At 44.8% G+C, this 26,826-nt stretch carries 26 protein-coding genes; 14 read left to right on the top strand and 12 right to left on the bottom strand.

Translation table 11 applies throughout. The features are described from left to right. Positions 1-19: 19 nt before the first annotated feature. Positions 20-1,075 (top strand): calcium/proton exchanger, encoded by a 1,056-nt coding sequence (gene cax / locus K8U60_RS05865; RefSeq protein ID WP_223635693.1) that lies wholly within the window; start codon positions 20-22, stop codon positions 1,073-1,075. Positions 1,076-1,153: 78 nt separating this feature from the next. On the opposite strand, the gene K8U60_RS05870 is transcribed toward cax, so the two are convergent. Together K8U60_RS05870 and K8U60_RS05875 are read right to left on the bottom strand one after the other, a co-directional pair. After that, positions 1,154-1,684 (bottom strand): TlpA family protein disulfide reductase, encoded by a 531-nt coding sequence (locus K8U60_RS05870; RefSeq protein WP_223635695.1) that lies wholly within the window; start codon positions 1,682-1,684, stop codon positions 1,154-1,156. Positions 1,685-1,821: 137 nt separating this feature from the next. Then, entirely contained in the window at positions 1,822-3,648 is a 1,827-nt protein-coding gene (locus tag K8U60_RS05875; protein WP_223635697.1) for an LTA synthase family protein, read from the bottom strand. 275 nt (positions 3,649-3,923) lie between these two features. Between K8U60_RS05875 and K8U60_RS05880 the strand changes: the two genes are divergently transcribed. After that, positions 3,924-4,214: a hypothetical protein gene (locus K8U60_RS05880; protein ID WP_223635700.1), complete on the top strand. Its 291-nt coding sequence runs from the start codon at positions 3,924-3,926 to the stop codon at positions 4,212-4,214. 458 nt (positions 4,215-4,672) lie between these two features. Beyond that, the gene (gene nhaC, locus K8U60_RS05885) at positions 4,673-6,130 is read left to right on the top strand and encodes a Na+/H+ antiporter NhaC (RefSeq protein WP_223635703.1); all 1,458 of its coding nucleotides are present in this window, start codon (positions 4,673-4,675) and stop codon (positions 6,128-6,130) included. A 112-nt stretch (positions 6,131-6,242) separates the two neighbouring features. Here the strand turns inward: nhaC and K8U60_RS05890 are convergent, their stop codons facing one another. Further along, positions 6,243-7,103, bottom strand: a complete 861-nt coding sequence (locus K8U60_RS05890; protein WP_223635706.1) for a GNAT family N-acetyltransferase — start codon at positions 7,101-7,103, stop codon at positions 6,243-6,245. A gap of 186 nt (positions 7,104-7,289) precedes the next feature. Here K8U60_RS05890 and K8U60_RS05895 point away from each other — a divergent pair, with 186 nt between their 5' ends. The 8 genes from K8U60_RS05895 to K8U60_RS05930 all read left to right on the top strand — a co-directional run bounded on the left by K8U60_RS05895 (position 7,290) and on the right by K8U60_RS05930 (position 14,874). Next, positions 7,290-8,090, top strand: coding sequence for an SDR family NAD(P)-dependent oxidoreductase (locus K8U60_RS05895; protein ID WP_223635708.1), 801 nt, complete (start codon positions 7,290-7,292; stop codon positions 8,088-8,090). Between the two features lie 133 nt (positions 8,091-8,223). Next, a complete protein-coding gene (locus K8U60_RS05900) occupies positions 8,224-8,790 on the top strand; it encodes an MEDS domain-containing protein (protein WP_223635711.1) in 567 nt (188 codons plus the stop codon). A gap of 242 nt (positions 8,791-9,032) precedes the next feature. After that, a complete protein-coding gene (locus K8U60_RS05905) occupies positions 9,033-10,481 on the top strand; it encodes an aldehyde dehydrogenase family protein (protein WP_223635714.1) in 1,449 nt (482 codons plus the stop codon). 34 nt (positions 10,482-10,515) lie between these two features. After that, positions 10,516-11,640, top strand: a complete 1,125-nt coding sequence (locus tag K8U60_RS05910; RefSeq protein WP_223635717.1) for a zinc-dependent alcohol dehydrogenase family protein — start codon at positions 10,516-10,518, stop codon at positions 11,638-11,640. A 141-nt stretch (positions 11,641-11,781) separates the two neighbouring features. Then, on the top strand, positions 11,782-12,282 hold the full coding sequence (locus K8U60_RS05915; RefSeq protein ID WP_223635720.1) for an SRPBCC family protein: 501 nt from the start codon (positions 11,782-11,784) through the stop codon (positions 12,280-12,282). A 25-nt stretch (positions 12,283-12,307) separates the two neighbouring features. Next, positions 12,308-12,745 (top strand): VOC family protein, encoded by a 438-nt coding sequence (locus K8U60_RS05920; protein ID WP_317851910.1) that lies wholly within the window; start codon positions 12,308-12,310, stop codon positions 12,743-12,745. Between the two features lie 138 nt (positions 12,746-12,883). Continuing rightward, positions 12,884-13,744 (top strand): PPK2 family polyphosphate kinase, encoded by an 861-nt coding sequence (locus K8U60_RS05925; RefSeq protein WP_223635723.1) that lies wholly within the window; start codon positions 12,884-12,886, stop codon positions 13,742-13,744. 287 nt (positions 13,745-14,031) lie between these two features. Continuing rightward, on the top strand, positions 14,032-14,874 hold the full coding sequence (locus tag K8U60_RS05930) for a YitT family protein (RefSeq protein ID WP_223635726.1): 843 nt from the start codon (positions 14,032-14,034) through the stop codon (positions 14,872-14,874). A 39-nt stretch (positions 14,875-14,913) separates the two neighbouring features. Here K8U60_RS05930 and K8U60_RS05935 read toward each other — a convergent pair whose 3' ends face one another. The 5 genes from K8U60_RS05935 to K8U60_RS05955 all read right to left on the bottom strand — a co-directional run bounded on the left by K8U60_RS05935 (position 14,914) and on the right by K8U60_RS05955 (position 18,965). After that, positions 14,914-15,738, bottom strand: coding sequence for an STAS domain-containing protein (locus K8U60_RS05935; protein WP_223635729.1), 825 nt, complete (start codon positions 15,736-15,738; stop codon positions 14,914-14,916). 89 nt (positions 15,739-15,827) lie between these two features. After that, positions 15,828-17,045, bottom strand: coding sequence for an EAL domain-containing protein (locus tag K8U60_RS05940; RefSeq protein ID WP_223635732.1), 1,218 nt, complete (start codon positions 17,043-17,045; stop codon positions 15,828-15,830). A gap of 43 nt (positions 17,046-17,088) precedes the next feature. Beyond that, positions 17,089-17,466, bottom strand: coding sequence for a YidH family protein (locus K8U60_RS05945; protein WP_223635734.1), 378 nt, complete (start codon positions 17,464-17,466; stop codon positions 17,089-17,091). A gap of 396 nt (positions 17,467-17,862) precedes the next feature. Then, entirely contained in the window at positions 17,863-18,708 is an 846-nt protein-coding gene (locus tag K8U60_RS05950; protein ID WP_223635736.1) for a DUF4097 family beta strand repeat-containing protein, read from the bottom strand. 47 nt (positions 18,709-18,755) lie between these two features. Beyond that, positions 18,756-18,965 (bottom strand): helix-hairpin-helix domain-containing protein, encoded by a 210-nt coding sequence (locus K8U60_RS05955; RefSeq protein ID WP_223635738.1) that lies wholly within the window; start codon positions 18,963-18,965, stop codon positions 18,756-18,758. Positions 18,966-19,138: 173 nt separating this feature from the next. On the opposite strand from K8U60_RS05955, the gene K8U60_RS05960 reads away from it, so the two are divergent. Further along, the gene (locus tag K8U60_RS05960; protein ID WP_223635740.1) at positions 19,139-19,690 is read left to right on the top strand and encodes an alpha/beta fold hydrolase; all 552 of its coding nucleotides are present in this window, start codon (positions 19,139-19,141) and stop codon (positions 19,688-19,690) included. Positions 19,691-20,009: 319 nt separating this feature from the next. Here the strand turns inward: K8U60_RS05960 and K8U60_RS05965 are convergent, their stop codons facing one another. The 4 genes from K8U60_RS05965 to K8U60_RS05980 form a co-directional block, all read right to left on the bottom strand. Then, positions 20,010-20,465 carry a GtrA family protein gene (locus K8U60_RS05965; protein ID WP_223635742.1) on the bottom strand — a complete coding sequence of 152 codons (456 nt, stop codon included), beginning with the start codon at positions 20,463-20,465 and terminating at the stop codon, positions 20,010-20,012. Between the two features lie 35 nt (positions 20,466-20,500). Then, positions 20,501-21,640, bottom strand: a complete 1,140-nt coding sequence (locus K8U60_RS05970; RefSeq protein ID WP_223635744.1) for a glycosyltransferase family 4 protein — start codon at positions 21,638-21,640, stop codon at positions 20,501-20,503. A gap of 43 nt (positions 21,641-21,683) precedes the next feature. Beyond that, on the bottom strand, positions 21,684-22,832 hold the full coding sequence (locus K8U60_RS05975) for an NAD-dependent epimerase/dehydratase family protein (protein WP_223635746.1): 1,149 nt from the start codon (positions 22,830-22,832) through the stop codon (positions 21,684-21,686). A gap of 184 nt (positions 22,833-23,016) precedes the next feature. Beyond that, the gene (locus K8U60_RS05980) at positions 23,017-23,754 is read right to left on the bottom strand and encodes a hypothetical protein (RefSeq protein WP_223635748.1); all 738 of its coding nucleotides are present in this window, start codon (positions 23,752-23,754) and stop codon (positions 23,017-23,019) included. A 213-nt stretch (positions 23,755-23,967) separates the two neighbouring features. Here K8U60_RS05980 and K8U60_RS05985 point away from each other — a divergent pair, with 213 nt between their 5' ends. Next, complete coding sequence (locus K8U60_RS05985; RefSeq protein WP_223635751.1) at positions 23,968-26,001, top strand: Na+/H+ antiporter; 2,034 nt, start codon at positions 23,968-23,970, stop codon at positions 25,999-26,001. Positions 26,002-26,117: 116 nt separating this feature from the next. Further along, complete coding sequence (locus tag K8U60_RS05990; RefSeq protein ID WP_223635753.1) at positions 26,118-26,600, top strand: DinB family protein; 483 nt, start codon at positions 26,118-26,120, stop codon at positions 26,598-26,600. Positions 26,601-26,826 lie beyond the last annotated feature (226 nt).

Here is a 26,826-nt window from a genome sequence, read left to right on the forward strand (position 1 = left end):
AATGAAAAGAAGGGATTTTATGAATCGGGTATTTGGCATTTTAGTGGCAGTCGGTGTGCCTTTGACGGTGATCGGTTCTTTTATGGATTGGCCAAGCATTGCCATGTTCTTCATTTGTTCCGTAAGCGTAGTTGCATTATCCAGTTTTATGGGAAGAGCGACAGAAAGCCTGGCAATCGTCAGCGGTCCGCGCATCGGTGGACTGCTCAATGCAACCTTCGGGAACGCAGTGGAATTGATCATCTCTATTTTTGCTCTGCAGGCAGGGTTGATTGGAGTGGTATTGGCTTCCTTGACCGGTTCGGTATTGGGGAATTTGCTTCTGGTTGGAGGATTGTCGTTTTTCCTCGGCGGCATCAAATTCAAGCGGCAAATGTTCAATGTCCATGACGCCACCCATAATTCCGGCTTGCTGATTTTTGCAGTTGTCGTGGCATTTGTAATCCCGGAAATTTTTTCGATGACCATGAATGAAACGGAGACCATCCAATTGAGTGTCGGCATCTCAATTATCCTGATTCTTTTGTATTTGGCGGGCTTGTTCTTCAAGCTGGTTACACACCGGGGCGTTTACAGCCATGCAGACGCAGCACAGGAAACTGAACACGAAGAACCGGAATGGCCGAAGAAGAAAGCACTCATCATCCTGCTCCTTGCCACATTGATCGTAGCGTATGTCTCTGAAAATCTGGTCCATACATTTGAAGAAGTGGGGGAAGAGTTCGGCTGGTCTGAACTGTTCATTGGAGTCATTATTGTCGCAATCGTCGGGAATGCCGCTGAGCATGCTTCGGCACTTATCATGGCGATGAAGAACAAGATGGATGTGGCCGTGGAAATCGCCATCGGCTCGACTTTGCAGATCGCCATGTTCGTTGCGCCCATTCTGGTGCTGATTTCCCTTTTCATGCCACAGCAGATGCCGCTGGTCTTCACGATTTCTGAACTGGTGGCGATGATTACGGCTGTGTTTCTGGCAATCAATGTCATGAATGACGGCGAGTCGAACTGGTTTGAAGGTCTAACCCTCCTGGCTGCTTACCTCATTATGGGAATAGGATTTTATTTATTGTGATGGGTTTGATTGTCTGAAATGAATTCTTATAACAAAACGTGTTTTCCTGTGCCAAAAGGCGAAGGAAAACACGTTTTGTTATTTTATCGTCTCGAAGCTTGCTTTGATTTCTTCATTGCTGAAATGGCCAGTCTGACTTTTGACGAGTGTTCCATCTGAACCGATATAGACGGAAGTTGGATAGCCGATGATGCCGTATTTTTCGAAGAAAATGCCGCCTTCATCCAATAGCACAGCTATGTTTTCGGCATTTGGAAACCCTTCGAACCATTTCGTGAATGATTCTGTACTCTTTTCAGCATTCGAATCGGGAGATACAATGGTCAGGACTGCAAAATCCGTTTCTTCACCGGCTAATGTATTCAACTCTTCCATTCCTGACAAGCAGATTGAACACCAGGAAGCCCAAAACTTCACATAGACTTTTTGGCCGGCATAATCCGCGAGATTCTGCTCATTGCCTTCCAGATCCATCAATTCGAAAGCAGGCGCGGGTTCACCATCGTTCAGTTGGCCGGCTGCAGCGCCGCTTTCCTGTGAATTGCCGGAACAGGCACTCAAAGCGACGAGAAGGACAAGGAGCAGTATGTTTTTTGTCAGCGCTCTCATGGCCATCATCCTTTCCAGTAAAAGTGTGCTCAACTCTTAATAACTCCATCATATAGTGGGAATCTGAGAAAAGACATTGAAGCACCTCGGTTTTCCGCAAAAAACCATCTCCGTTTTTACGCAAAGATGGTTTTTTGTCACTTTTTGTTTTTATTGATTTGCTGCAGCGCATTTTTCTGGATGATCGTATCCGATATACGGAGTTGATCGGCTGCAGTTTCGATATGTTCTCGGCATTGGCCGATTTCAACTTCCGCGCCTGAAGTGGTATCGTAGCACGTTCCGCTTCCACCGGGAGCAGTCAAATCAGGTTGGAAATAAACCTCCTCGTAACGGAAAGCTCCGTCACGGAAAACGGTCAGGTTGCTGTCGTCATCCAGAAGGGATTGGCCAAGCATATAGGGTGGGTTGATGTCCAACAGATCGAGAATGGTCGGAGCGATATCAATTTGGCCGCCAGGATTGTTGACAATGCTGCCTTCTTCCATCTTCGGTTCTTTAATGAAAAGTGGTACCTGCTGATCGAGTTCAACTAACTCGACTTCGGTTTCAGCACCCAATTCCTTTGCCATTTCGTTGTCGGGCTGTGTCAATCCGCTATCATGGTCGCCGTAGAAGATGATAAGGGAATCATCCCACATATCCTTCTGTTTCAGCTTTTCAATCATCACACCGACAGCCCCATCCACATAATGAATGGTTTCGTAATAGCCTTTCAACAGAGGATCTTCATAACCGGTCAAATCCAGCTGCTCCAGCTCCTTAGGTATTTCATAAGGCGTATGGCTTGAAAGTGCAACCAGAAAAGCAAAATAAGGCTCTTTCAGCTGCTCAGTAAGCTCGATGGAAGTCGTAAAGAAATCTTCATCATTCAAAGCCATGCCGATGTCCTGATTGTCCGGAAAATCTGTTTTACTGAAGAAATGATTAAAGCCTATATTTTTGTAGAAATCATCGCGATTCCAGAAATCCTTTTCGAAAGCATGCATGGCTGCCGTGTCGTAGCCAGCGTTTTTCAGCAGTTCCGGCAACGCATCGAATTCATTATCAGCGTATTGTGTATATACGGAACCGGATTTCAAAGGATGCAGGGAAGTCAGTGTGATAAACTCGGCATCAGAGGTACGGCCTTCATGTGTTTGATGATAGAATGACGGGAAAAAATTCGACTCTTCTTTCAATGCATTTAAATGGGGGGTTAGCTCCTGCCCATTGACCTGCTGGCCAATCACAGAGGTTTGGAAAGACTCTAATTGAACGACAATGATATTGGGTTTTTCCGAGTCGGAAACAGCTGAAGGCGTTTCAGGATTCAACTCCAGGATCCGCGCTTCTTCTTCTGCTGTTACGCTGTCGTTTTTAAAGAGAGCACCTACACCCTGGACAAAATCCAAGCCGTGATAGCCCCAAAATCCAAGCTGGTAGTATTCACGCATATTTGAAATCGGCTCATCGACGAGCCATTGTTCTTCATTTGTATAGCTGATTGCGATAGGAATGATAACCAATGCCAGGCCAAGGACAAAACCTGATCCGGCCATCATTCTTTTTTTCTTTTGATTGACCGGCTCCTGATTCTTACGAGTGGCAAAGAGGATGAGGGAAAAAATCAGCAGATCTGCGAAAAAGAAAAAGTCTATCGCTTCGATCAAGGTCATGAATCCACCGCCCACGTCACTCATCTGGGTAACGTCCGAAAGCAGGGCTATGGACAGTAAATCATTAAAGTAGCGGTAATACCAAAGGTCGGAAATGAGCAGGGTGCTATGCAAAAACAGCAGGGTCAACAAAATCCATCGGCGTTTCTTGTAGCTCAATAACAATGTCCAGCTCGACAAGACGACGATGGAGGCAAGGTTAAGAACAAAGAAGCTGGCCTGAAATTCAGTGCCGGCATACATGCTGAACAGAAATATTTTGAAAATCGATAATGACAGGTAGACCCAATACTCCAGAAACTTCATAGCGCACCTCCGAACAAGTTATGGCGCTTTGCGGATCAATATAAATGAAGCACTTGTCAGTGAACCATTTTTTCTTGCTGCAAAACGTAGTTGTTCTTTTAAATACCACTTATCGAACAACAGGAAACCTGCGGTCATGTCTGTATTGTGTCAATGTGAGTTGGCAGATCAGGAGTTTGAATCTGTCCGGGGGGTGGGTATTTAAGAGAGGAAGAGGCTGGCAGCAATGGACCCGGAATTCCATAGGGGGATAGCCTTATAAAGGAGTGTTAAGTGTGGAAAGATTCAAGAAGGCTCCAGACAAAACGACATCAGCCAAAGTGGAATGCAAATACCCGGTATTGCCTGTAGGTCAAAATTTCCTTGTGGATTTTGGCAGTCAACAGGCTCTTCATGGCAAATGGCAGGTCGTGGAAAACACGGAAGCTCCATTTTATCTATGCAGCCGGGTGTTTGATAATGGAGAATTGTCCAGAAGAAAATCGGCTGATCACCGCCGTAAGTTTTTCGAAGCAGAAATTTATCGTGCATTGGATGGGAATCCTGAAGAAAGTCGATTGAGATGATGGAGCGGCTGCCCCTTCGAGAGAGGCGGCTATTTTTTATTGTCTGCTGTTTTATTCTCAAAAAGAGTGGAGAAACGAAGAAAGCGCTCCAGGCGGATGCTTTCCGCGGACGACGCGCTGAGCCTCCTCGTCGCAAGCTCCTGCGGGGTCTCATCACTCCGTTCTTCCGTAGGAGTCACCGCCTTGCGGTCTTTCTTCTAATCGTTTTCACTAACTGATCAACAGGATATGGAGCAAACCAGCGGAGACTCCCGCGGGCAAGCGAAGTGTCGAAATCCACTCGGGCGTTTAGCCCGAGTTAGTTCGGCGCAAGCCCGTAGGAAAGCGGAGTTGGTTTGTGGAATATCCGTAATTGAAACGTTTTCAATTATAGATTATTAGTTCAACTTATATAGATAGACTATTTTAAATTTTGCTGTAATATAAAAGTAATACATAAAAGTAAGGGGTTACATAGGATGAAAACAAAACAACAAGAGATCGAAATACCTTTTTTACTGGCACTGATTCCACTGGTCACGATGATTGTCGCAATGGCGATCACGATTATCGTTTTTGAAGGCAGCCCGCACGTACCACTTGCTTTAGGTGCTATAGTGGCTGGGTTTATCGCCTGGCGACTCGGCTATAAATGGGAAACAATCGAAGAAGGGGCCTATAAAGGAATCCGCTTGGCTCTGCCTGCTGTTCTGATTATCATTGTGGTCGGCATGATCATTGCCTCATGGATTGGCGGCGGCATTATAGCGACCATGATTTACTATGGCCTGCAGATCATTACGCCGTCACTATTTTTGATGACGATCTGCCTCATTTGCGGAATCGTTGCACTCGCAATCGGCAGTTCCTGGTCGACGATGGGGACAATCGGGGTAGCGGGCATGGGAATCGGCATGAGTATGGGAATCCCCGCTGCAATGGTGGCAGGTGCGGTGATATCGGGTTCTTATTTTGGTGATAAGATGTCTCCGCTGTCCGACACTACCAACCTCGCGGCAGGCGTTACCGACACAAATCTATTTGAACACATCAGGCATATGCTGTATACAACTGTTCCAGGCCTGGTCATTGCTTTGGTTGTCTACTTTTTCCTTGGCCGCCAATTTGGCGGATCAGCAATTGATGAAGGGAATATCCAAAGCATTTTAGCGGCATTAGACAGCAATTTTGTCATTTCTGCTTGGCTTCTGCTGGTGCCTGCTGCCATCGTCGTACTTGTGGCATTGAAAGTGCCGGCTTTGCCCGCCCTGGTAGTTGGGGTGTTCCTCGGCTTTATCTGCCAGATTTTTGCCCAAGGCGGCAATGTAGGGGATGCAGTCAATACGCTCCATGACGGTTTTGCAATTGTCTCAAATAATGAAATGGTCGATGAATTATTTAATCGGGGAGGCATCGCTTCCATGATGTTCACGGTCTCACTGACCATTTTTGCGATGGTGTTCGGCGGTGTACTGGAACATACCGGCATGCTGAAAGCCATCGTCACACAAATTTTGAAAGTGGCGAAATCAGCCGGCAGCTTGATTGCCGCTACAATCGTCTCCGCCTTCTTCACAAACGCGACAGCTTCAGAGCAGTACATATCCATTCTGCTGCCCGGCAGAATGTACGCCACGGCCTATCAGGAGAAAGGCTTGCATTCCAAAAACCTGTCACGTGCGCTTGAAGATGGAGGAACTCTGACTTCTCCTTTCATTCCATGGAATACCTGCGGTGTCTTCATCCTGGCAACTTTAGCCGTCCATCCGTTTGCCTACGCGCCTTATGCGGTGCTCAATTACGCAGTTCCGATCATCGGGATCATCATGGCATTGGTTGGCTACAAGGTTCAATTTTTGACAGAAGCTGAAATGGAGCAATTAAAAGTGAAGCAGCTGAGAATCGATCGTGAAAACGAATTGACGGAAAGCGTTTAAGTTCCCGATGTGTTGTGGTTAAAAATGAAAAGCGAGCCTTCCTTTTTGAATTTCAAAAAGGAAGGCTCGCTTTTTGATTTTGGAATGAACCAGAGAAAGCAGGAAGCTGCTTTCAGTTGTGGCGGTCAATACCATACAACAGCCATGGAGAAGGCAGCTCAAAAGGGTGAAGGGCAGGTAATGTGTGGACTTGGTCAGGGCTTAAGTCCATCCAGAGCAAGGCCTGTGTTTTTACTTTTTTGCTCAATTGATTTTGCGCCATTGAGACGGTTTCCCAGAAACCCGGCTGCTCCATAAGGTCGTCCCATGGATAAATGGCATGCAGGTAATAATCCCGTTTGTAATCTTTTTTAGCGATCAGCACCCGATCCTTGCGTGGATTTTCAAAGAAAGACCACTGTGCGAGCTCGGCATCCTCAAACAATGCCTCAGAAGCTGGAAATGTGTAGTAGCATTCGTAAGGAAAGACAGCTCCAGTTTGGATATACAAGCGGTCGATCCATGCCTGCTTATGGGGAATCTCCGTGATTTCCGGCCAGACAGGGCTGCCAGCTCCAAGCGAAGAAATATCAGATGAAATGGCACTGTAAAGTGTGGATATTTCTGCAAGTCCCAGTTTATCCATGACGCGCCGAGCAGATATATTCTCCTCTTGCGTGTTTGCACCAATCCATTGAATGGCGGGAAGCTTAAAGGCCTGTTCCATAATATGGGCCATCAATTGCGTCGATAAATTTTTTCCGCGATAGCGAAGGTCGCTGCGCATTCTGCCGAGCATGATGTATTGCTTGGCGAAAATCGTATAACCACCGATGCTTGCCAGTCGGCCATCCAGGAAAAGGCCGTATAAACGGCTGGAACCGTTGGATATCCGCTTATAAACCCGAAGAATGTAGTCATCCTCTATGCCGGTGTCCATTTCTTCCAAATGATGAAGGTCCTCAAGATTCAATTGACGAATAATTTTTTCCATAACCGGACACCCCTTGTTGATGATTAACTGACTACTTGTATTATATACAGGAAAGGCCTCGATTTGCATGCCTGCTCTTTTTTAACCTCGATAGCTGCTGGTTGTAAAAGAAGGCAGATCCGGAAAATGTTTAGTGGGCGAAAGCAAGAGGGAAAAGAGGGAGCATATTCTAAAGGAGGCTGCGGCATGACTATTTTTTCAACTGAAGCATTAGCTCATAAGCATGTATTGATCACTGGAGCCACTGGGGGCATCGGTATGGAGACAGCAAAGTTACTTGCTGGGATGGGTGCACGGATCACCATCACCGGACGCAACAAAGAAAAGCTGGAAAAATTGAAATGCGAACTGCTTGAACAGATGCCGGAAGACAGACTCTGTATGCAGGAAGCCGATCTGACCAAATCCGAAGATCGAACGCTTCTTATTAAGCGAGCTGAAAATGAATTGGGCTTTATTAACGGGTTGGTGAATTCAGCCGGTATTTCAGGAGGGAAGCTGGTCGAGGAGCTTGACGAACCGTTCATCGAAGAGATGATGAACTTGAATTTTACTTCGACATTCCTGTTGACGCAGGAACTATATCGCAAGATGCTGGAGAAAAAACAAGGGGACATCGTCAACCTGGCTTCTTTGTCGGGGTTGCGTGGAACCTATGGCAACACGGCTTACTCGGCCAGCAAGTTCGCTGTTGTCGGTTGGACCCAATCGATGGCGGTTGAGGCAATCGAACACGGCATACGTGTCAATGCTGTCTGCCCGGGCTATGTAGACACCGAAATGGCAAGAACCAGCCTCCGCAGAAAAGCGCAGAAAAACCAAAGCAGTTTTGAAGATGAACTGGCAAATGCAAAGAAAGACATCCCATCCGGACGTTTGTCGACGGCTTCTGAAGTGGCGAATACCATTGCTTTTCTACTGACGGAAGCTGCCGGGAACATTGTTGGAGAATCGCTTAAGATTTCAGGAGGCAGTGTTATGAGATGAGGCGGCAATTTGTCTGCTTGACGGGGAAAGGGGCTTTGTATTATCTTTTAGCCTATTTGTTGTGTATAGTAGATAGAGTGAAAAAGACGATTTGCCTATTTTGTAACTTGCCGGATAAAAGGGGAACGACCATTTGGAAAAAGAGATTACAGAGATTCAAGATATTTTACAGACTTCTGAAGGGGCCCATGTTTTTTATTATGTGGAGGAGCTCGAGCGTTATATTGTCAATGCAGCCTCTTATATTATTGCAGGCATCGAGAATGGGGATCAAATCCTCTTCGTTGAGAGCGAGCGCCTTTATCCCAAGATTTTAAAGCGTGTAGAAGAACTTGTTACCCAAGAACAGCTGAAGAACATTCATTACGTCAATAATTTCACGTTTTACTGGCGGAACGGAAATTTCCATCCGCCGACAATCCTTGCCTATTTCTCTGATTTGATCAGTCCATTTATGGAAGAGGAACAGAGCTTCCGCACGTGGGGACATATTGAATGGCGGGACGAAGTGGAAATCATAAAAGATATCAAAGAATATGAATGCGAAATCGAACAGCTTATGCCTCATATCAAAGCTCTTTCGGTATGTGCCTATGATGCAGCCCGTCTTTCCACTGAATTTAAGGAAGTGCTGATGAACTGCCACGGCTTCCTGATGACAGACGAAGAAATTGCACCGATTTCCAAGCAGGATAATTAAATGGCAATACAACTAAAAGAATTTCTTCTCGGTCTCCGTGAAGAAATTCTTTTTTTTTATGCGTTACTCGGAAGTTAGCGTAGAGAGCGCGAAAAAAGTTAAGGATACTCCCATCTTTTATTGACAGAATATTGACAATTTTTGAAAAGGGCATACTATATTAAGTAACGAGTCCTTGAGGTAAAGCCGGAATTTCCAACAAGAACCGGGTTTTTGTAACTGAAGAAGGAGGAGAACCTGTAATGATTGAAATCGGAAAATACCATTTCGGTTCCATTATTGATGGCAAGGAATTGCCGAAAGATGGTCGGGATGAAATTGAAGTGATTAATCCTTATAACAATGAAGTAATCGGGAAGATTTCGTGTGCGACTGCTGAAGATGCGGCTGATGCAGTTGCCAGTGCCCATCGTGTTTATACCAAAACCATGAAGAGAATGCCAGCGCATAAGCGTGCAGCGATTTTACGGAAAACGGCTGATCTGCTGGAAATCGATGCCGATGAGTTTGCCCATCTACTGTCTTTGGAAGCAGGGAAACCCATCAAGGAAAGCCGTGTAGAAGTAGCGCGTGCGGTGCAGGTGCTGCGTTTTGCTTCGGAGGGTGCCAAATCGATTTATGGAGAAATGATTCCACTGGACAGTGCAATCGGTGGAGAAAATCAAATCGGCATGTCAAAACGTGTTTCTTTGGGCGTAGTGGCAGCCATTACGCCTTTCAACTTTCCACTGAATCTGGTGCTCCATAAAGTCGCCCCGGCGATTGCGGCAGGCAATACGGTGGTTTTAAAGCCTGCAGAGAAAACACCGCTGTCCCCGGTTCTTCTTTACCGGCTGTTCGAAAAAGCCGGATTGCCTAAAGGGGTGATCAATATTGTCATGGGTCCTGGGCAGGAGCTGGCGGAAACTTTGGTGACCCATCCGAAAGTCAAACGGGTGACATTCACCGGCAGCAGTGCTGTCGGCTGGAAAATACATGAAATGGCCAAACGGAAAAAAGTTACCTTGGAACTGGGGTCGAATGCTCCAAATATCATTTTTGAGGATGCGGATCTGGACGTTGCCGTCAATGCCATTGTAATCGGCGGCTTCACATATGCCGGTCAAGCCTGCGTTTCTGCCCAGCGGATTTATGTGCAGGAAGCTGTTTATCAGGCTTTTCTCGAAAAGCTGACAAAGAAAGTGAAAGCGCTTCAAACTGGCGATCCATTGGATGAGTCGACCGATATGGGTCCGATGATCACAGAGGAAGCGGCTGAAAGGGCAGAATCGTGGGTCACGGAAGCTGTCGAACAAGGTGCGACTTTATCGGCAGGCGGCAAACGTCGAGGTACATTGATGGAGCCGACCATTGTCAGTGACGTAACCCCTGACATGAAAGTGGTCTGTGCAGAAGTATTTGCGCCGATTGTCAGTGTCATGCCGTTCACTACAGAAGAAGACGCGGTGCACCACGCCAATGATTCGGATTTCGGCCTGCAGGCGGCTGTTTTCACTGCTGATATCAACCGTGCCATGCGGATGGCGGATGCACTTGATACAGGAGGCGTCTGGATCAATGAAGTATCAGTTCGGCGCTATGATCATATTCCATACGGCGGAGTGAAAAACAGCGGCACTGGAAAAGAAGGAGTCAAATATGCCATCGAAGAAATGACGGACGTAAAGTTCATCGGCATCAAACTGTATTGAGTCTTGAAAATTTGATTGAGGAGAGGGTGGGAATATGCAAGTGAGATCAGCGGTATTACGGGAAATTGGGGCTTCAACTCCTTACGAGGAAAGCCAGCCTATACAAATTGAAACATTGGAATTGGATTCTCCGGAAAAAGGGGAAGTGCTGATCCAGATAAAAGCGGCGAGCTTATGCCATTCTGATTTATCGGTGATGAACGGAAGCCGGCCGCGGCCGCTGCCGATGGCTTTGGGCCATGAAGCAGCAGGTGTAATCGTTGAAGTGGGAGAAGGCGTAACCGACTTGGAGCCAGGGGATCACATCGCTTGTGTATTCGTTCCAAGTTGTGGCCAATGCGGCCCGTGCCGGGAAGGGCGTCCTGCCTTATGCGAACCTGGAGCAGCTTCCAATACGGCGGGCACCTTGCTCGGTGGAGGAAATCGTCTCAGCACGGAAACGGAAACCGTCCATCACCATGTTGGTGTATCGGCTTTTTCGGAATATGCGGTCGTCTCAAGAAATTCAGTCGTCAAAGTAAGTAAAGATATTCCATTTGAAAAAGCGGCACTGTTCGGCTGCGCAGTCATCACGGGAGTCGGTGCAGTGGTTAATACAGCTGGGATCAAACTCGGCAGCACCGTGGCCGTCGTGGGCCTCGGTGGAGTAGGACTCAGCGCTTTGCTTGGGGCAATTGCGGCAGGCGCCAGTCGAATTGTTGCAGTGGACATCAATGAAACCAAATTGAAACAGGCGAAGGAACTAGGGGCAACCGATGTGTTTAATTCCAAAGATCCGGATGTCGTTGAACAAGTACGGAAAGCGACAGGAGGTGGCTTGGATTATGCTTTTGAAACCGCGGGCGTCGTACCGGCGATGGAGGTCGCCTACGCCGTCACCAAGCGTGGCGGAACTACAGTCACAACAGGGCTGCCGCATCCGGAACATCAGTTTTCGTTTCCTTATTTATCGCTGACAGCCGAAGAACGGACCATTAAGGGATCTTATCTGGGCAGTTGCGTACCAAGCCGTGACATACCGCGTTACATGAATCTGTTCCAGGAAGACCGCTTGCCTGTCGATAAATTGATTACGGATTTCATCACATTGGATGAGGTCAATAAAGGGTTTGATATTTTGGCCAAAGGTGAATCATCACGGATCATCATCAAATTTTAACTGTAAAAACTAAATGGGTATAGAGGACTTAAATTGATCAGTCTCTGTATTGACCTAAAAAAAAAGGAAGGAGGAAAACTGCCTACGTTTATCAGGCAGCAGAGCTGATTGCTTCAAATATTACGATAAGGAGGATTTAGCATGTCTGCAAACAAGGTCTCTTCAAAAGTCGAGGGATTGGAACTGATCTTGGAAAGGTCTTTTGAAGCACCAAGAGAGCGGGTATTTTCAATGTTTACGGAAGCGGATCATATTGCGCGCTGGTGGGGTCCGACTGGTTGGGACACGACGGTCTACAAAATGGAGGTGGAGCCTGGAGGCGTCTGGCATTACTGCATGCGCTCGCCGGAAGGACAGGAAGCCTGGGGAAAAGCCGTTTATCGTGAAATTGAGCCGCCAAACCGACTCGTTTACGTGGATACATTTTCCGATGAACAGGAAAATGAAGTCGAAGGGCTGCCGACCATGCTGATTACAACGGATTTTTTTGCGGAAGGCACTGGATGTAAAGTTGTTTCTGCTACGAAGTTCGATTCAGAAAAAGAGCTTGAGAGTGTAATCGAAATGGGTGCTGTTGATGGGATGACCCAAACCTACGACCGTCTGGAGGAATATTTGAAGGAACTGCAGCAGGAAAAATAAATGGGGTTTTCAGAAAGAAGGGGCAATGATGATCACGAAATTGTTTCCTTATTTGAATTTTGATGGGGATGGCCAGGAAGCGGCACATTTTTATACAGAGGTACTAGGTGGAGAATTAGTTGGCGTTATGACTTACGGTGAAGCGCAGGATGCGGAAGACATGCCTGAACAAGTAAAGGATATGGTGATGAACGCACAAATCAATTTGAAAAACGGTGACACGTTAATGATTTCTGACGTTCCTCCGGGAATGGGAATGCCGAATTTTCAAAGAGGCAATAATGTGTCTGTAACTCTATTGTTCGATGAGATCGAAGAAGCACGAAGCGTTTTCAACAAGCTATTGGAAGGTGGAAAAGTCGGCATGGAGTTGCAGGAAACTTTCTGGAGCCCTTTGTATGGCAGTGTGACTGATCGCTTTGGAATCGAATGGCAGGTTTCAGTTGAAGGTGAGATGCAATAGGCGATGTAGAGAAAAACCGTGACCCGAGATGAGGATTGCGGTTTTTTTGCGGTTACTTCTATTCCGATGGAGGGTATGGAAGAAGTAGGCAGTAGGCCACTCAACCCGACTCGTTGAAGTTTATAAAGGAGGAGAATTATGAATATTGACGATTACTTAGTCAAAAAAGATGAAAAGATAAAACTCTCCCATTATCCTGCGAACGTTAATGGTAAATACAATGAACAAGAACTCAAAGAAAAACTGATTCCGGAAAGTGTCAAAAAGCTGAAAGAACTTCATATGAAATTGCATGCCCAAGAAGAGAAAGGAATCATCGTCGTATTACAGGCGATGGACGCAGCTGGAAAAGATGAAGCGATTACATATATCTTTTCGAATTTAACGGCACAGGGACTCAAAGTGACTTCATTTAAAAAACCATCTGAAACAGAGCTGGCCCATGACTATTTATGGCGATTTCAGGAAGGCATGCCTGCCAGAGGCCAAATTGGAATTTTGAATCGGTCCTATTATGAGGAAGTGATTGCTCCGAGAGTCCACGATCTACTTGGGGGTACACCGCTTCCGGATGAATTGATCGATGAAGATATCTGGAACGTCCGTTATCGGCAAATTAATGATTATGAACGGTATATGGTGGAAAATGGATTTCCTGTGGTGAAATTCTTTTTCAATATGTCTTTTGATGAACAGCGTTGCCGATTGCTTGAACGCATGAAAAACCCCGAAAAAAACTGGGAGTTTTCATTTAATGACGTCAAAGAAAGGCAGCATTGGAATGGGTACCAGGAAATCTTTGAAGACATATTGAACAACACATCGACAGAATATGCTCCTTGGTACGCACTGCCTGCAGACGATGAATGGTATTCGCGTTATATCGTTTCAGAGGTCATGGTCAAAGTGTTGCAGCAGCTGAATCCGCAATATCCGGAGATTAAGGGAGAAGAAAAGGAAGAGCTGGAAAAAGCAATTCACCAATTAGAAAAGGAATGAAAATAGAGGGATTCGGAATGTGGATATTCCGTATCTCTTTTCTATTTGTGAACAGCGTGTAAAAAAAAGAAGAAACACTTGCTTTTCCTGCCCCTAAGCTACTATAATATGAAACATTGGTTAACTATAAAAAAGAACAATTTATTCACTTTCCCGTAGTTTTTATTGAAAAGTAAAAGATTACATTATGATAATTGCTCTTCAGGTGACGTGCAGCCGCACGGCCTTTTTTTGTGGTTTGAACAAAATAGAGCAACTAAGGTTTGCCTTAAGAATGGAGTTTGGTTATGAATAAATGGACGAGATTATTGATTATTTTTGTTGCCTCGATTGTCCTTGGCGTTGCATTTAATATGTTTTTATTGCCCCATGAAGTATTGGCGGGCGGCGTTACCGGTATTGCGATGATGCTGGGATTGGTGACCCCTTTGAATGCGGGGATCTGGATGATTGTCCTGAACATTCCTATCCTCGTCGTCGGTTGGATGAAGCTGGGTAAGACCTTCATTGTCAATAGCCTGTTTTCAGTTGTTGTGACATCCGTTTCGATGTTATACATTCCTGTCGTTAAACTGACAGAAGATGCGTTGCTTTCTTCGGTGTTCGGCGGAGTGATTTCCGGAGTGGCCATGGGAATCATCATCCGTTTCTACAGTTCAACCGGTGGCTTTGATGTTATTGGCCTCTTGATGTCGATGAAGCGGGATATTCCGCTTGGAGCCCTTGTTTTTGTACTTAACAGTGCGGTGGTCTTCGTAGCTGGATTTGTATTCTCTTGGGAGCTGGCGATGTATACGATGGCATCCATCTATATTACCGGTCTGGTGATTGACCGGGTCCATACGCGCCACATTAAGCTGAGCTTGATGGTGGTAACGAACCAAGGCGATGCAGTCAAAAATGAATTACTTGATAAACTATACCGGGGCATCACTGTCGTGGACGGCGAAGGTGCATACTCTGCAGCAAAAGTGAAAGTCCTGTATAGCGTGATCAGCCGCCACGAGCTGGCATTTGTGCGGCCATTGATCAAAAACATCGACCCCAATGCGTTCGTCAGCATCAGCGAAACAATGGAAGTCATGGGGAATTTCAGAAAAGACGATAACTTCATGAAGAATCCAGTTTAATAAAAAACCTCTCCAGTTTGTGGAGAGGTTTTTTGCTGCTTAAACAACTAAGTATTCTTTTAAGGCTTGTTGCAGCGTGCCGAATGTCTTTGTTTTTTCATCAAACTTCAAATGTGAATGGATCATTTTGCGGACAACTTCTGCGCGCAGGCCAGTAATGACTGTACTGCAGCCCATCAAGGCTGTGCCATCCATAATCTTCATCAAATGGTGGATGACCTCGGTTTCCATATGGGCGATTCCTGATAAGTCGATGATCAGCGTTTGAATATGCGCGTCACCGATTTCCGTCAGTACTTTTTCTTCAATAATGGATGTCCGCTTCGTATCGACGGCACCGATCAATGGCAAAATGCAGACGGAACTATTGATGGGGATGATCGGAACTGAAAGATTTTCAACCAGTTGACGGTGTGCTTTAAGCAAAGAATCCTTATATGTAGAATAACTGAGGAAAAACGCATTCAAAAACGAATCGACTCGTGTGTTTACTTCTTTCTCCATACGGAAAAAGTCCATGGCTTTCTCTGGTGGAACGGAATGATTGAATTGTTCGATGAAATTCCAGAATGTACGGCGAATAGCCTGCACCCATTCCAGTTTGAAGGAAAGTTCGATGGAATGGGTCGCCCAAGCGATTCCTTCCTGCTGGGCGAATAACTCCAACTCTCTTTCTTGGCCATCGATAATGAAAATAACCAATTTATGGGCATTTGTCACGAGGTCAATATTGCCGATCGATAAAATTTCATCAATTTTATCCTTAACGTTGACTGCTTCATTTAAGAGACTATCTTCAAACTCGATACTATGGGTATCAAAAAAAATTTGCAGTTCCAAAGAGTTTTGCAGGGACTGTGCCATTTCTTTTCTCCTTCTTTCTTCAAATGTATTAACCGGTTAAAGATTTTTATATAGTCTTGATTCCAGCAGAACAAAGCCCGATTTATCGACTACTGAAACAGAAGGTAATCTCTTTCGGAAATAAACTCATGGCTGATATCAATGAACAAATAGCAGTCCTCTGATAAGGGATAGCTGAATGTACGAATCAGTTCACCTGTTTCGATATCCGAATAGATATCTGATAAAATCCCTTTATTCCATGTTTTCATGCGCATCGTATTTTCAAGGAAAAACGGACGGAATGCCCAATGTGAACCGATTTGATCCGGTTCTATTTCCCATTGGCTGCCATGTTTTCTATAATTGGATGACACTTGTAGGCCGTCGCTGTTGCAAATATATAAGCGGAAACTTTCTTCAGTGAATGACTCAGCCACAGCTTCGATAAAATGGTCTGCTGTTTCTGGACCATGCCATTTTGAAATCAACTTCTTCACTTTCTCTTCCCGTCTGGCCGTAAAAGCGTAACGTCCTTCTACCATCGATTTTTCCCGTTGAACAAAAGCCTTGATCTTTTCTCCCACATCACTCGGAATGCAGCCATTCAGCGGCAGTTCGAAATCCGGCTCTGCCAAATAATATCCCTGGTAATAATGGCCGCCGTGTTTCCAAGCGAAATACAATTGGTAATTATCTTCGATATTTTCATAAGAAAGTTTGGCGCCAATACGGCGTGCAAGCCCAGACAAGGTTTGGATGACGTCCTGGAAGACGTCAGGATTGGCATTCCGGACGAAGCTGGTATCAATTTTTAGGATATGAGGCCTGAGTTGGCGGATTCGATCGATATTGGAGCTTTTTGCCCCCACATGATCGACGGCGATTTGGATGCCATAAGTCTTATAGTAAATCAGCAAATGTTCCAGCACATCGAAATCCTGATCAAAATCATGTTCAGTAATTTCGAGCACAATCCGGTTCATGGAGAAGCCTTGTTCTGCGTATACCAGCAAAGTCTCCAGAAAATCTTCACCGCTGTTAATCAGCAATTGCCGGGCATTCCGGCTGATGAACAGCAGACCATCATTGCCGGAGTCGAGCATTTGGCTGATTGCCAGTTTTAGGAGGTGCTGGTCGACTTCAACTTTGTATTCATCCGGCACATCTTCATCATGAAAGAAATCCCCCAAACTGATCCAGGCGCCTTCAAACTGGAAGCGGCCTAAAACTTCGTAGCCGATGACGGTATGTTTGACGGCGCTGATAATTGGTTGAAAAGCGGGTTTAACGTTATGTAAGTTCTCAAGTATATCCAATGGATCCATAATGTGTGCTCCTTTGCTGTAAATCTGTAGGGACAGAGACAGCTTACATAATCATGAAAAAGTAAATGATGACCATGATGATCATGATAGCCAACATAGAAGAAATCAAGGTGATATGCATATTCGAAGGTGTGAAAGTTTCATTGATGATTTGCTGGCGTTTCTTTTTATAGTTTTGAGTTGCTGAAAAAATAACAGTTAAACCGAATATACAGGCAAAGATACCAAGTGCAATAGTAAAGACATCAACTAATGGATTGCGTGTAACGCCCATAGTGAAATGCAGACTGGTCGCCAGAAAGCCAACGCCAACTATTGAAATGACGGTACGGATCCATGCCAGGTAGGTACGTTCGTTAGCAAGATGCTGCTGTGTGTAGATCAGCTGATTTTTTTCTTTTCGATAAGACTGACGCGACATAATTTAATCTCTCCTCCCAGCAGTAATCAGGTCTGGAATTTTCACAATCTGGAATCGAGAAAAGCCTATTGTATTTCCAGTATAAATGAATCAGGAAAAAAAAGAAATTTCGAATAATTTTATAGGTCATTTGCTTCAAGTATAGAAAGAGAGAATATAGGAAGTTAAACTCAAGGGGATGCTGTAGTTCGCGTTATTGATCAAAATCAAAAATGCATGAAAAGCGAACAGATAAATAAGGGAATCGGAAATTAGCAACTTAATAGAAAACCTTTCGTGAAATCATCACTGATTTTACGAAAGGCCTTTTGGGGATCAAACACAACAAAGCCCTACTGAAGCGAGTGAATCGTATCCAAAACAGAAATGTAAAGTTTTCATTCGTGTAACGCAAATTTATTCCACAAGGATATCACCGTTTACGGCCTCTACTTTTAAGAGGGGAAACGTCCCGTCGAATGTGATTCTTTCAGAATCATCTCCAAAAATATCGATAGTTCCATTTGATGCTGTGGCTTCAATAGAACCCTGCATCGGCTTGTTGTCGGTTTGGATGGTAATGTCACCGTTGCTTGCCTTAAATTCGATGGGATAGATCAGGTCGCTAACCTGCAGATCGATACTGCCATTTGAGGAAGTGGCAAGTAAATCATTAAAAGCATAAACATTCTCCAAATGGATATTTCCATTCGCGGAGCTCAATTTCACCATTTGGGCATCACTTTCTTTCACACTGATATCGCCATTCCCTGTGTCAGCAATGAAGTATTTAGCAGAGACAGTGTGTATTTCGATTTTCCCGTTTCCAGTATAAACGGAGACTTCGTAAGGCTCGATTTCTGAGATTCTGAGATTTCCATTGCCACTTTGAATATCCAGGGTCCTGGAATTCACCAGTGGTACATGGACAGTCAATACGGAAGTATCCAGCAATCCTGAATTTAGGAAACTGGAAGTTTCGCTGACCTTTACTGTGAGTTCTGTGCCTTCGAGGCTAGTCGATAAATTGAAATCATCACTGCTTGCGGATAATTCAATAGCGGTGCTTTCGTTTTCAGAAGAGAGTACCGTCACATCCGCATTTTCTGCAGAAATGAAGATGTCCCGGATTTCTTCTTCAAAAAGCATAGTTTCTGAACGCTTGTTCCCTGCGGTAAAGGCGTTGACGAATAAGGCGATTAATCCAACGGCTAAGAGTAAAAAGAAAACAATCAACAAGATGATTCTTCCAGGTTTCCTCATAAGCGGTCTCTCCCTTATTATAATTCGACAGGCGGGAACTGGGGTGATTATGATTTAAAACGCATGCCTTGCGCAGCAAGTGTCTCACGCAGAATGCCCAATGCTTTTGGCCCGAAGCCATGCAAGTTGAGCAACTCCTGTTCAGTGACTGAAGTCAAATCCTGAAGTCGATGATAGCCGGCTGCCAGCAACGCTCGTTGTGCCGGCTTTCCGATGCTTCTTGGAAACCCATGCTCCATTTCGGTGTTGTCCGTCATTGAATTCACCCCCTGTCTATAACGTTACGATATCTTTAGATACCTGTAGTTTATCAGCATCGGAGCAGAAAGGGTATGTTTGAAAAACGAAATAACGGAGAAATAGTAAATGAAAATAACTTTAGCGGCAAGCTGCTTTTGGCTTCGGGATGAACTAAAAGGAGGCGGTTGCAATGGCGCAGCAAATTTTATTCATTCACAGTGCTGGCCCTCAAGGAGAACAACAGGGAAGCGCGGGGTTGGTGCAGTATTTGCAAGATGAATTGGGATCAGCTTATGAGGTGCATGCTCCAAAAATGCCGAACCCGGAAGATCCACAGTACGCGCCGTGGAAGGACGTATTAAAAAAAGAGATTGCAGCTTTGGATGATGGAGCGGTATTGGTGGGACATTCCATAGGGGGCTCGGCTCTATTGAAGTTTTTATCGGAAGAGGAGCTTGGAAAGTCATTTGCCAAAGTCATTACGATTGCAGCACCTTTTTGGGGAATCGATGCGGATTGGCAACTGGAGGACTTTACGCTGGCAGAGGATTTTGTGTCCCGAAATTCACTTTTACCTGATGTTGTTCTTTTCCACAGCACCGATGACGAAATTGTACCTTTCAAACATCTTGAAAAGTATAAAGAAAATTTGCCGAGTGCAACAGTAAAGGAACTGTCAGGAAGCGATCACGTATTTCAGAATGGATTGAAAGAATTAAAGGAAGAGATTCTGAAGGACTAAGAAGACACACGCGCTATTATTGTTCGATAGCGCGTGTATTGTGATCTCTAGAAAAACAGCAGATTCAGCAGAATCGTCAAGATAATTGAAAGTATGATTGAAATGAGCAGACTGCCCATACAGGAAATTCGCATAACCATCCCACCTTTTTGAAGATAATATCAATTATCCGAATCGCAAAGAAGTTTAAACCCTTTGGTGCAGGATGGGGATGCCTATATATATTAATGAGCCTTAGGAATTCTGTTTGCTGACTGGATGCATAAGACATGAAAAAGCCTCTCCAACAAAAAAAGCTTTGATGAAGAGGTTCGTTATTCTACTTCTGCTGCTTACGGCGTTGATCGTCTTTGAATACGAGGTATTTGATCATGAGGAAACTGGCTGAAAATGAAGCGAACATTGCCAATCCTTTTGCCAGGTTATGACGAATCCAAGCAGGCATGCCAATGAATTGAAACAGCAAATTGAACCCCAGGAAAACGCCATTATTAATGAACAGGCTAAACAGGGCTTGCAGAAAAAAACCGAAACGCTGTTTGGTGGTGCCTCTAGCCGTATGGCGAAAAGTAATCATCGAATTCCATATATAACTATTGGCCACTGCCAGGCTATAGGCAATGGTATTGAATAGAGTCAATTTAACGCTGTGATCAGTCGGATGCAGCAGCAACAGTAAATTGAGCGAACCAATATCGACAGCTGCATTGGAGATGCCGATCACTGTAAATTGCAGGGTTTGAACAGGAGTCCGCCGTTTTTCGCTGTTCTCCATAGCATCCCTCTGTTCTCCGGACAATCCGGATTTTCTTATTCAGCAGCCTGAAAAGATTCCGCCGCTTTTGCTTCGGCTATCTGGCTGTATAAATCCCGAATTTGTTCCGCGGCAGCCGCCCATCCCAGGTCGGATACGTCTGCGGCTGCCTGCTGTGCGAGTTGTTGCCGGAAGCTGGAATCCTCAAGCAGACGGACGGTGTCTTTGAAACTTTTGGGATCTTTTGAATCATAGAGCAGACCGTTTCTTCGATCTGTAAGCTGTTCTTTTGTGGGGCCGCTTTCTGCCGCCACTACCGGCAGACCTGAAGCCATGGCCTCCATAATGACCAAACCCAGCGTTTCAGTTGTGGAAGGAAAGACAAAGGCATCTGCTGAAGCAAAAGCTGAAGCCAGTTCATCCCCGTGTATAAAGCCGGTAAACACTGTCCGTGTATCCTTGAAATGTTTTTCGAGTTCTTTTCGGTGAGGGCCATCTCCTACTATTGCCAAACAAAATCGATTCGATTCCGTTAAAACATCTCGGATTTTTTCGATTTCCTTTTCAGCGGCCAAACGCCCCACATAAAGAAGAAGGATTTTATCTTTTTGTCCACCACTTAAACGGGTACGCATTTCAGCTGTGTAATGTCTTGGATGAAATTGCTCCGTATCAACACCGCGCTTCCATACCTGCATCCGTTCAAACCCTTTTTCTGTCAATTCCTTTAAAACAGTCTGCGAAGTGCATAAGTTGAGATCTGCTTTATTATGCATTTTTTTCATGAACCACCACATCAGCCAATTCAACTTGCCAAGCTTGTAATAGGACATATATTGAGGGATATTCGTGTGGTAAGAAGCAATCAACGGTATGCCAAGGTTTTTAGCATAATTCACGCCTGAATAGCCGACAACCGCAGGGTTGACGACATGAACGATATCCGGCTCGAAGTCGGCCATATATTTCTTCACCAGGCGGTTCGGAAAAGCGAATTTTTTGGAGCGGTAAAAAGGAAAAGCGTATGCAGGAACACCTTGGACAATGGCTCCGTCATATTCTTTCACACCCAATTCCGGGGCAATAATCCGTACTTCATGTCCATCCCGATGAAGCCAGCGGATACAAGCTGTCAGTCTAGTAACGATGCCGTCGGTAGAGGGCAAGAAAGTCTCAGTGACGATCATGATCTTCATCGAAACAACTCCCTACGTAAAAGTTCAATGGATCAACCGCTACTTATTTCCACGTCACGGTTGGCAGGACGTTTTCTTTGATGACACGATCTTTATGTTTAATAACGGTTTTTAAAATTTCACGTATGACATTCTCGGTCAATAAATGAGGTTTTAATCCCAAATCCAATAAATTGGTGTTAACAGCCTCGTAGAAATGCTCTTCTTTTTCCACCCTGGGATTTTCCAAGTGGGAAAGTCCGATAGTCAAGCCCTCGTCTGCTGCTACTTTCTGGACCATCTGCGCCAGTTCCATTACTGAAAACTCTTCCGTGAACTGATTGAATACACGGAATTCACCTGAGTCAGCTGGATTTTCAACCGCAATTTCTATACAGCGAACCGTGTCTTCGATATTCAGGAAGCCGCGTGTCTGGCCGCCTTTTCCGTAGACGGTTAAATCAAACCCGATGGCTGACTGGATGATAAATCGGTTCAATGCAGTTCCGAACACGGAATCGTAATCCAGCCGATTGGCCAAAATTGGATCCAGCTCGGTTTCTTTTGTCGATAGCCCGTAAACGATTCCCTGGTTCAAATCGGTTGCGCGAATCCCCCAAACCCTGCAGGCAAACATGATGTTGTGGCTGTCATGGACTTTGGAAAGATGATAATAGGACCCGGGTTGCTTAGGAAATGGCAGCCGATCTTTGCGGCCTTTATGTTCAATATCCAAATAGCCTTCTTCGATTGGAATATTGGGTGTCCCGTATTCGCCCATGGTTCCGAGCTTAATCAAATGGCAATCGGGAACAATATCCTTTATGCCATAAAGAACGTTCAATGTTCCGACCACATTATTAACCTGTGTATAGACCGTATGCTCACGGTCGATCATGGAATACGGAGCAGATCGCTGCTCTGCAAAATGGACGAACGCGTCAGGCTGTTCTTTTTCAAGGACGCTTTTCAGGAAATCAAAATCCTGAAGATCGCCTTCATATGTACGTATTTCTTTGGCAGTCAGTTCATGCCATTTAGCCACCCGTTCTTCAAGGCTGGCGATGGGTGTGAGTGAGTTTGATCTCAGTTCTTCGTCAATCTGTCTTCTGACCATGCTGTCGATGATGGACACGTCATGTCCTTTTTGAGATAAATGCAAGGCAGTGGGCCAACCACAAAATCCGTCTCCACCTGCTACAATAATCTTCATCAGATATTCCCCCATTCCAGCGATTTGTTTCACTTTGCCTATTTTTCTGTCAAAACAACTCATACTATTCATTAATAACAGACTTTTTAGAATATTGCATATATCTTTTGTACCACTTTAACATATAAAATAAACCTGCCCCCGATAGCACAGCCATTAGTCAGTAATGGCAAGAGCCAGCTTTTTACAAAATGAGCTGCAGCAGGATAGTAATGAAGGCAAGGCCCGCAAGGAAAGAGGGATAACTGCTGTTTTTTTCAACCGGCAGTTCATCATTTAAAATATTCAGGATGACGCCTCCTGTGAGAAATGCGGAAAAGAAAGCGATATTCAGCTCGGTAGTTTCAGTGTAATTGTAAAACAACCAGCCCACCAGCACTGCAGCTGCCAATATCCAACGGCCGATATTGGTATATAAATCTTCATGGGTCAAGTGTAGTACACGATTGTTGGCGATAAAATGAAATGAAAAGACAATAAAATAGATGAAGTAATCGGCGAGCTTTTCACCGCTTAAATCCACCAGCAAGTAGCCAATGAGCATATTGTATAAAGAGAAGGAAACAATCTCAAGTGCAAATACCGGCTTGCTAGGCCGGGTGATGTCTTTTTCCTTTTCATTTTTCTCTTGGGATTTATCGTTTAGTTGGCTGATCCCATAGAAAAATGCAATGCCGGCCAGCGTCACTAAATAGGTGACGAAATCGAGGCTTTCCAGCCAAGAAGCCAATTGAGCTTCTTCAGCCACTTCCTGGTAATGCGTCAATTCGGGAACCAGATGCAGAAAGACATAAGCGATTGAACCTCCCGAGACGAATGACATTAGTCGGTTCTTAGGCTTCCGGTCCAAAAATTTGATGTAATTCGTAAATATATGAATAATCATAAATCCGATGATAAATGCCAGACTGAGATAGAACATGACGGCACCTCCTGATGTCAGTTAAAAAGAGTATACCCGAATCTTTTGATCCAACCTCTTTTTCTTACAGAAAAAAAGAGGTGGAATGCAGCATATCCAAGCAGGGTTTTAAATGAAATAAATCAGAAAAAGCATACTCAGAAGATGATTTTGGGTATACATGAATTACTCATATGGAAAGAATTCGCGCCAGGAGCAGAATGGAGAACAGCCATGGACTTATTGCTTACGATTTTTCTTTTGTTGATTTGCCTATTGATATCCAATGTTGTGAGCCATTACATCCCTTTTATCCCGACTGCTTTAATCCAGATTGCCCTCGGTATTGTCTTGGTGTTGCTTTATCAGGACATTTCTTTTGATATCGAAACGGAATGGTTCTTGCTGCTGTTCATCGCACCGCTGCTATTCAATGACGGCAGCCACTTTCCAAGGGAAGAACTGTGGCGGATGAAAGGACCCATTTTGGGCAATGCCATCATTTTGGTGCTGCTGACGACTGTTGTGGGAGGATACTTTATCCACTGGCTGATAGAGGAAATTCCTCTCGCGGCTGCATTTGCTTTAGCGGCTATCCTGTCTCCGACAGATCCTGTGGCGGTCAATGGCATCGCGCAGCGCATCCGGATTCCCCAGAAGGTGTTGAGTCTGGTACGGGGAGAGTCCCTGATTAATGATGCGTCAGGTCTTGTGGCGTTCAATTATGCTGTAGCCGCTGTGGTCACCGGTTACTTTTCCTTATCAGAAGCCGTATTGGATTTTTCATATAAATTTGTGGCGGGCGGACTGTTGGGGCTGACTTTGGGCTTATTGATCATCGGGATTCGTCTGGTCTTGCGAAAGCAGGGAATAAATGATGTTACCTTCCACACCTTACTGCAGATCATGACACCATTTTTGATTTTCATTGTTACAGAAGACATTCTGCACGCCTCCGGAGTTATTGCAGTAGTGGTCGCCGGAATCGTCCACGCGCTGGTAAGGGAGCAGACAGAGACTTTAATTGCCGAAGAACAGGTTGTAACAGAAAATCTTTGGACAATCATCATCTTTATATTGAATGGGATCGTCTTTTTATTGTTGGGTCTGAATATCCCGACTTCGATGAGCGGAGTTTTGGAAAATCCAAACACCAGCCTGTGGCTAATTTTTTCCTATGTTGCCGCTATTGGCATCATGATTCTGGGAATCCGGTTTATTTGGGCATATCTGTTCTCTGTGTATGAATTCCGCTTCGGCAAAATGGAAGAAGCGGCAAAGCCGAGCCTGAAATTGACTTTGTACGTCAGCTTGACAGGGGTACGCGGAACAGTAACGATGGTAGGTGTATTGTCGCTGCCGTTTCTCATGGACAATGGAGAAGCTTTTCCGAACCGATCACTTATTCTTTTTCTGGCAGCCGGAACGATTCTCTTTACATTGATTGTGGCGACGATTTTCCTCCCAATGCTCAGTAAAGGACAATTGGCCGACGGTGAAGATACGTTGAAGATGGATTTGGAGGAGACACGGAGGCGGATACTGCTGGCCTCAATTAAAAAAATAAAATCCGAAATTACGGAAGAGAATGAAGCCGCCGCTTATGAGTTGATGGAAGAATACAAATTACGTTTCCAACAAATTCAGCCGGAAGAAGATACGGCCGCCCAGGCAAATAAAAAATATCAGCGCAAGATGCGGGAAGTCCGGTTAAAGGCGTTAAGGCTTGAACGCAAATACATCCAGGAGCTTTATCGCAAAAAAGAAATGAAGCAAGAAATATACGAAGCATTCGAGAAATCTCTGGACCGCCGTGAAGAAGTACTTGCCAATAATACGCGTTCTACCATGCTGTATCTGCAAGGGAAACTGATCAGGGCATGGAGACGTTTCAGAGGACAAAACCTAAAAGAAGAAGAAACACGTCTGATTGAATTTCAAGAAGGGCGTGAAATCCAGTTGGAGGCTTTGCAGTCAGCTCTGCTGGGGCTCGAAAACTATGCAAAGAAATACGAGCCGAAAGAAATTGTGGAAGCCGTCGTTTCGGATTATAAGCAGATGGTCAGCCGATTAAAAACACCGGAAGCCTTGTATGATGAAAAATACGAATTACAGAAAGAGGAATTGCGGGTCATTGTGATGGATATGGGACGATCTGAAATTTATAAGATGTATGTAGCCGGAGATGTTACGAGAGAGCAGTCGAAAGAACTTAGACGCTACATCCATTATATTGAAAGTGTGACTTTGCACGAGACCAGTGAGTAGTGAGGCCATCTGAACTTCTGTTTCCAGTACTGAAAACATACAAAAACAGAGAAGGAAAGAAAAGGGTTTTTATGATTTTTGGGGAATTAAACAATTAATAAGGTGAGGAGGAATCGATGATGATCAATCGTTATTTACAGAATGGACTTCAGGGAAAGTATGCTCACTATCAGACAGATCTGCTGTTTAATGGCCTAAGTTGGGAAATGGCTGGAGAAAAGCCGGAAGGGAGCCCCCATTCCGTATGGGAACTTTTGTTTCACATGAATTACTGGCAGGAATTCATTTTAGCGGAGCTTCGTGAAGAGGAGCCGGAAAGCCCTCAGGACTTGTCAGAGTCTTGGCCAGGTTCTCCATTCCCTTCAAACGAACAACAATATACAGAGGCAGTGACTCAGTTTTTAAAAGGCCTAGGGCAAGCGACGCAGCAAGCATCAAAAGATTCTTTGGAAGAAGGTCTCGGCGGCAGAAAAAGAACAGCAGCAGATTTGCTGATGGTGCTGATCAATCACAACAGCTATCATGCGGGACAAGTTGTCTATGCACGCCGTTTGATTAGCGCATGGCCACCGCCTGATGGGGATGATAGATCAGAGTGAATGGAAGCTATTATTTTTAAACTAAATTAAACGATAATGAAGGCTTAGATAATTCAATTATCTAAGCCTTCATTATCGTTTGGAATCATTGTCATATTTTTTTCAAATAAATCCTCTCAGAAAAGAATGATGATAAAAAAATCAGATTATTTTATCAAACCTATTGTAAAGCGCTTACATCTTCTTTATACTAAGGTACATCGGTTTAGTAAACCGGTATACCTTC

Origin of the sequence: Planococcus circulans (assembly GCF_020023385.1) — a bacterium.
Lineage (GTDB): Bacteria > Bacillota > Bacilli > Bacillales_A > Planococcaceae > Planococcus.

Excerpts from the sequence above, each read along its gene's own strand:
- K8U60_RS05950 (WP_223635736.1), bottom strand. The coding sequence starts at position 18,708 with ATGAGGAAACCTGGAAGAATCATCTTGTTGATTGTTTTCTTTTTACTC.
- K8U60_RS05930 (WP_223635726.1), top strand. The coding sequence starts at position 14,032 with ATGAATAAATGGACGAGATTATTGATTATTTTTGTTGCCTCGATTGTC.
- K8U60_RS05875 (WP_223635697.1), bottom strand. The coding sequence starts at position 3,648 with ATGAAGTTTCTGGAGTATTGGGTCTACCTGTCATTATCGATTTTCAAA.
- K8U60_RS05915 (WP_223635720.1), top strand. The coding sequence starts at position 11,782 with ATGTCTGCAAACAAGGTCTCTTCAAAAGTCGAGGGATTGGAACTGATC.
- K8U60_RS05970 (WP_223635744.1), bottom strand. The coding sequence starts at position 21,640 with ATGAAGATCATGATCGTCACTGAGACTTTCTTGCCCTCTACCGACGGC.
- nhaC (WP_223635703.1), top strand. The coding sequence starts at position 4,673 with ATGAAAACAAAACAACAAGAGATCGAAATACCTTTTTTACTGGCACTG.
- K8U60_RS05965 (WP_223635742.1), bottom strand. The coding sequence starts at position 20,465 with ATGGAGAACAGCGAAAAACGGCGGACTCCTGTTCAAACCCTGCAATTT.
- K8U60_RS05940 (WP_223635732.1), bottom strand. The coding sequence starts at position 17,045 with ATGGATCCATTGGATATACTTGAGAACTTACATAACGTTAAACCCGCT.
- K8U60_RS05925 (WP_223635723.1), top strand. The coding sequence starts at position 12,884 with ATGAATATTGACGATTACTTAGTCAAAAAAGATGAAAAGATAAAACTC.
- K8U60_RS05980 (WP_223635748.1), bottom strand. The coding sequence starts at position 23,754 with ATGTTCTATCTCAGTCTGGCATTTATCATCGGATTTATGATTATTCAT.
- K8U60_RS05985 (WP_223635751.1), top strand. The coding sequence starts at position 23,968 with ATGGACTTATTGCTTACGATTTTTCTTTTGTTGATTTGCCTATTGATA.
- K8U60_RS05945 (WP_223635734.1), bottom strand. The coding sequence starts at position 17,466 with ATGTCGCGTCAGTCTTATCGAAAAGAAAAAAATCAGCTGATCTACACA.
- K8U60_RS05890 (WP_223635706.1), bottom strand. The coding sequence starts at position 7,103 with ATGGAAAAAATTATTCGTCAATTGAATCTTGAGGACCTTCATCATTTG.
- K8U60_RS05975 (WP_223635746.1), bottom strand. The coding sequence starts at position 22,832 with ATGAAGATTATTGTAGCAGGTGGAGACGGATTTTGTGGTTGGCCCACT.
- K8U60_RS05910 (WP_223635717.1), top strand. The coding sequence starts at position 10,516 with ATGCAAGTGAGATCAGCGGTATTACGGGAAATTGGGGCTTCAACTCCT.
- K8U60_RS05920 (WP_317851910.1), top strand. The coding sequence starts at position 12,308 with ATGATGATCACGAAATTGTTTCCTTATTTGAATTTTGATGGGGATGGC.
- K8U60_RS05990 (WP_223635753.1), top strand. The coding sequence starts at position 26,118 with ATGATGATCAATCGTTATTTACAGAATGGACTTCAGGGAAAGTATGCT.
- K8U60_RS05935 (WP_223635729.1), bottom strand. The coding sequence starts at position 15,738 with ATGGCACAGTCCCTGCAAAACTCTTTGGAACTGCAAATTTTTTTTGAT.
- K8U60_RS05895 (WP_223635708.1), top strand. The coding sequence starts at position 7,290 with ATGACTATTTTTTCAACTGAAGCATTAGCTCATAAGCATGTATTGATC.
- K8U60_RS05955 (WP_223635738.1), bottom strand. The coding sequence starts at position 18,965 with ATGACGGACAACACCGAAATGGAGCATGGGTTTCCAAGAAGCATCGGA.
- K8U60_RS05870 (WP_223635695.1), bottom strand. The coding sequence starts at position 1,684 with ATGAGAGCGCTGACAAAAAACATACTGCTCCTTGTCCTTCTCGTCGCT.
- cax (WP_223635693.1), top strand. The coding sequence starts at position 20 with ATGAATCGGGTATTTGGCATTTTAGTGGCAGTCGGTGTGCCTTTGACG.
- K8U60_RS05905 (WP_223635714.1), top strand. The coding sequence starts at position 9,033 with ATGATTGAAATCGGAAAATACCATTTCGGTTCCATTATTGATGGCAAG.
- K8U60_RS05960 (WP_223635740.1), top strand. The coding sequence starts at position 19,139 with ATGGCGCAGCAAATTTTATTCATTCACAGTGCTGGCCCTCAAGGAGAA.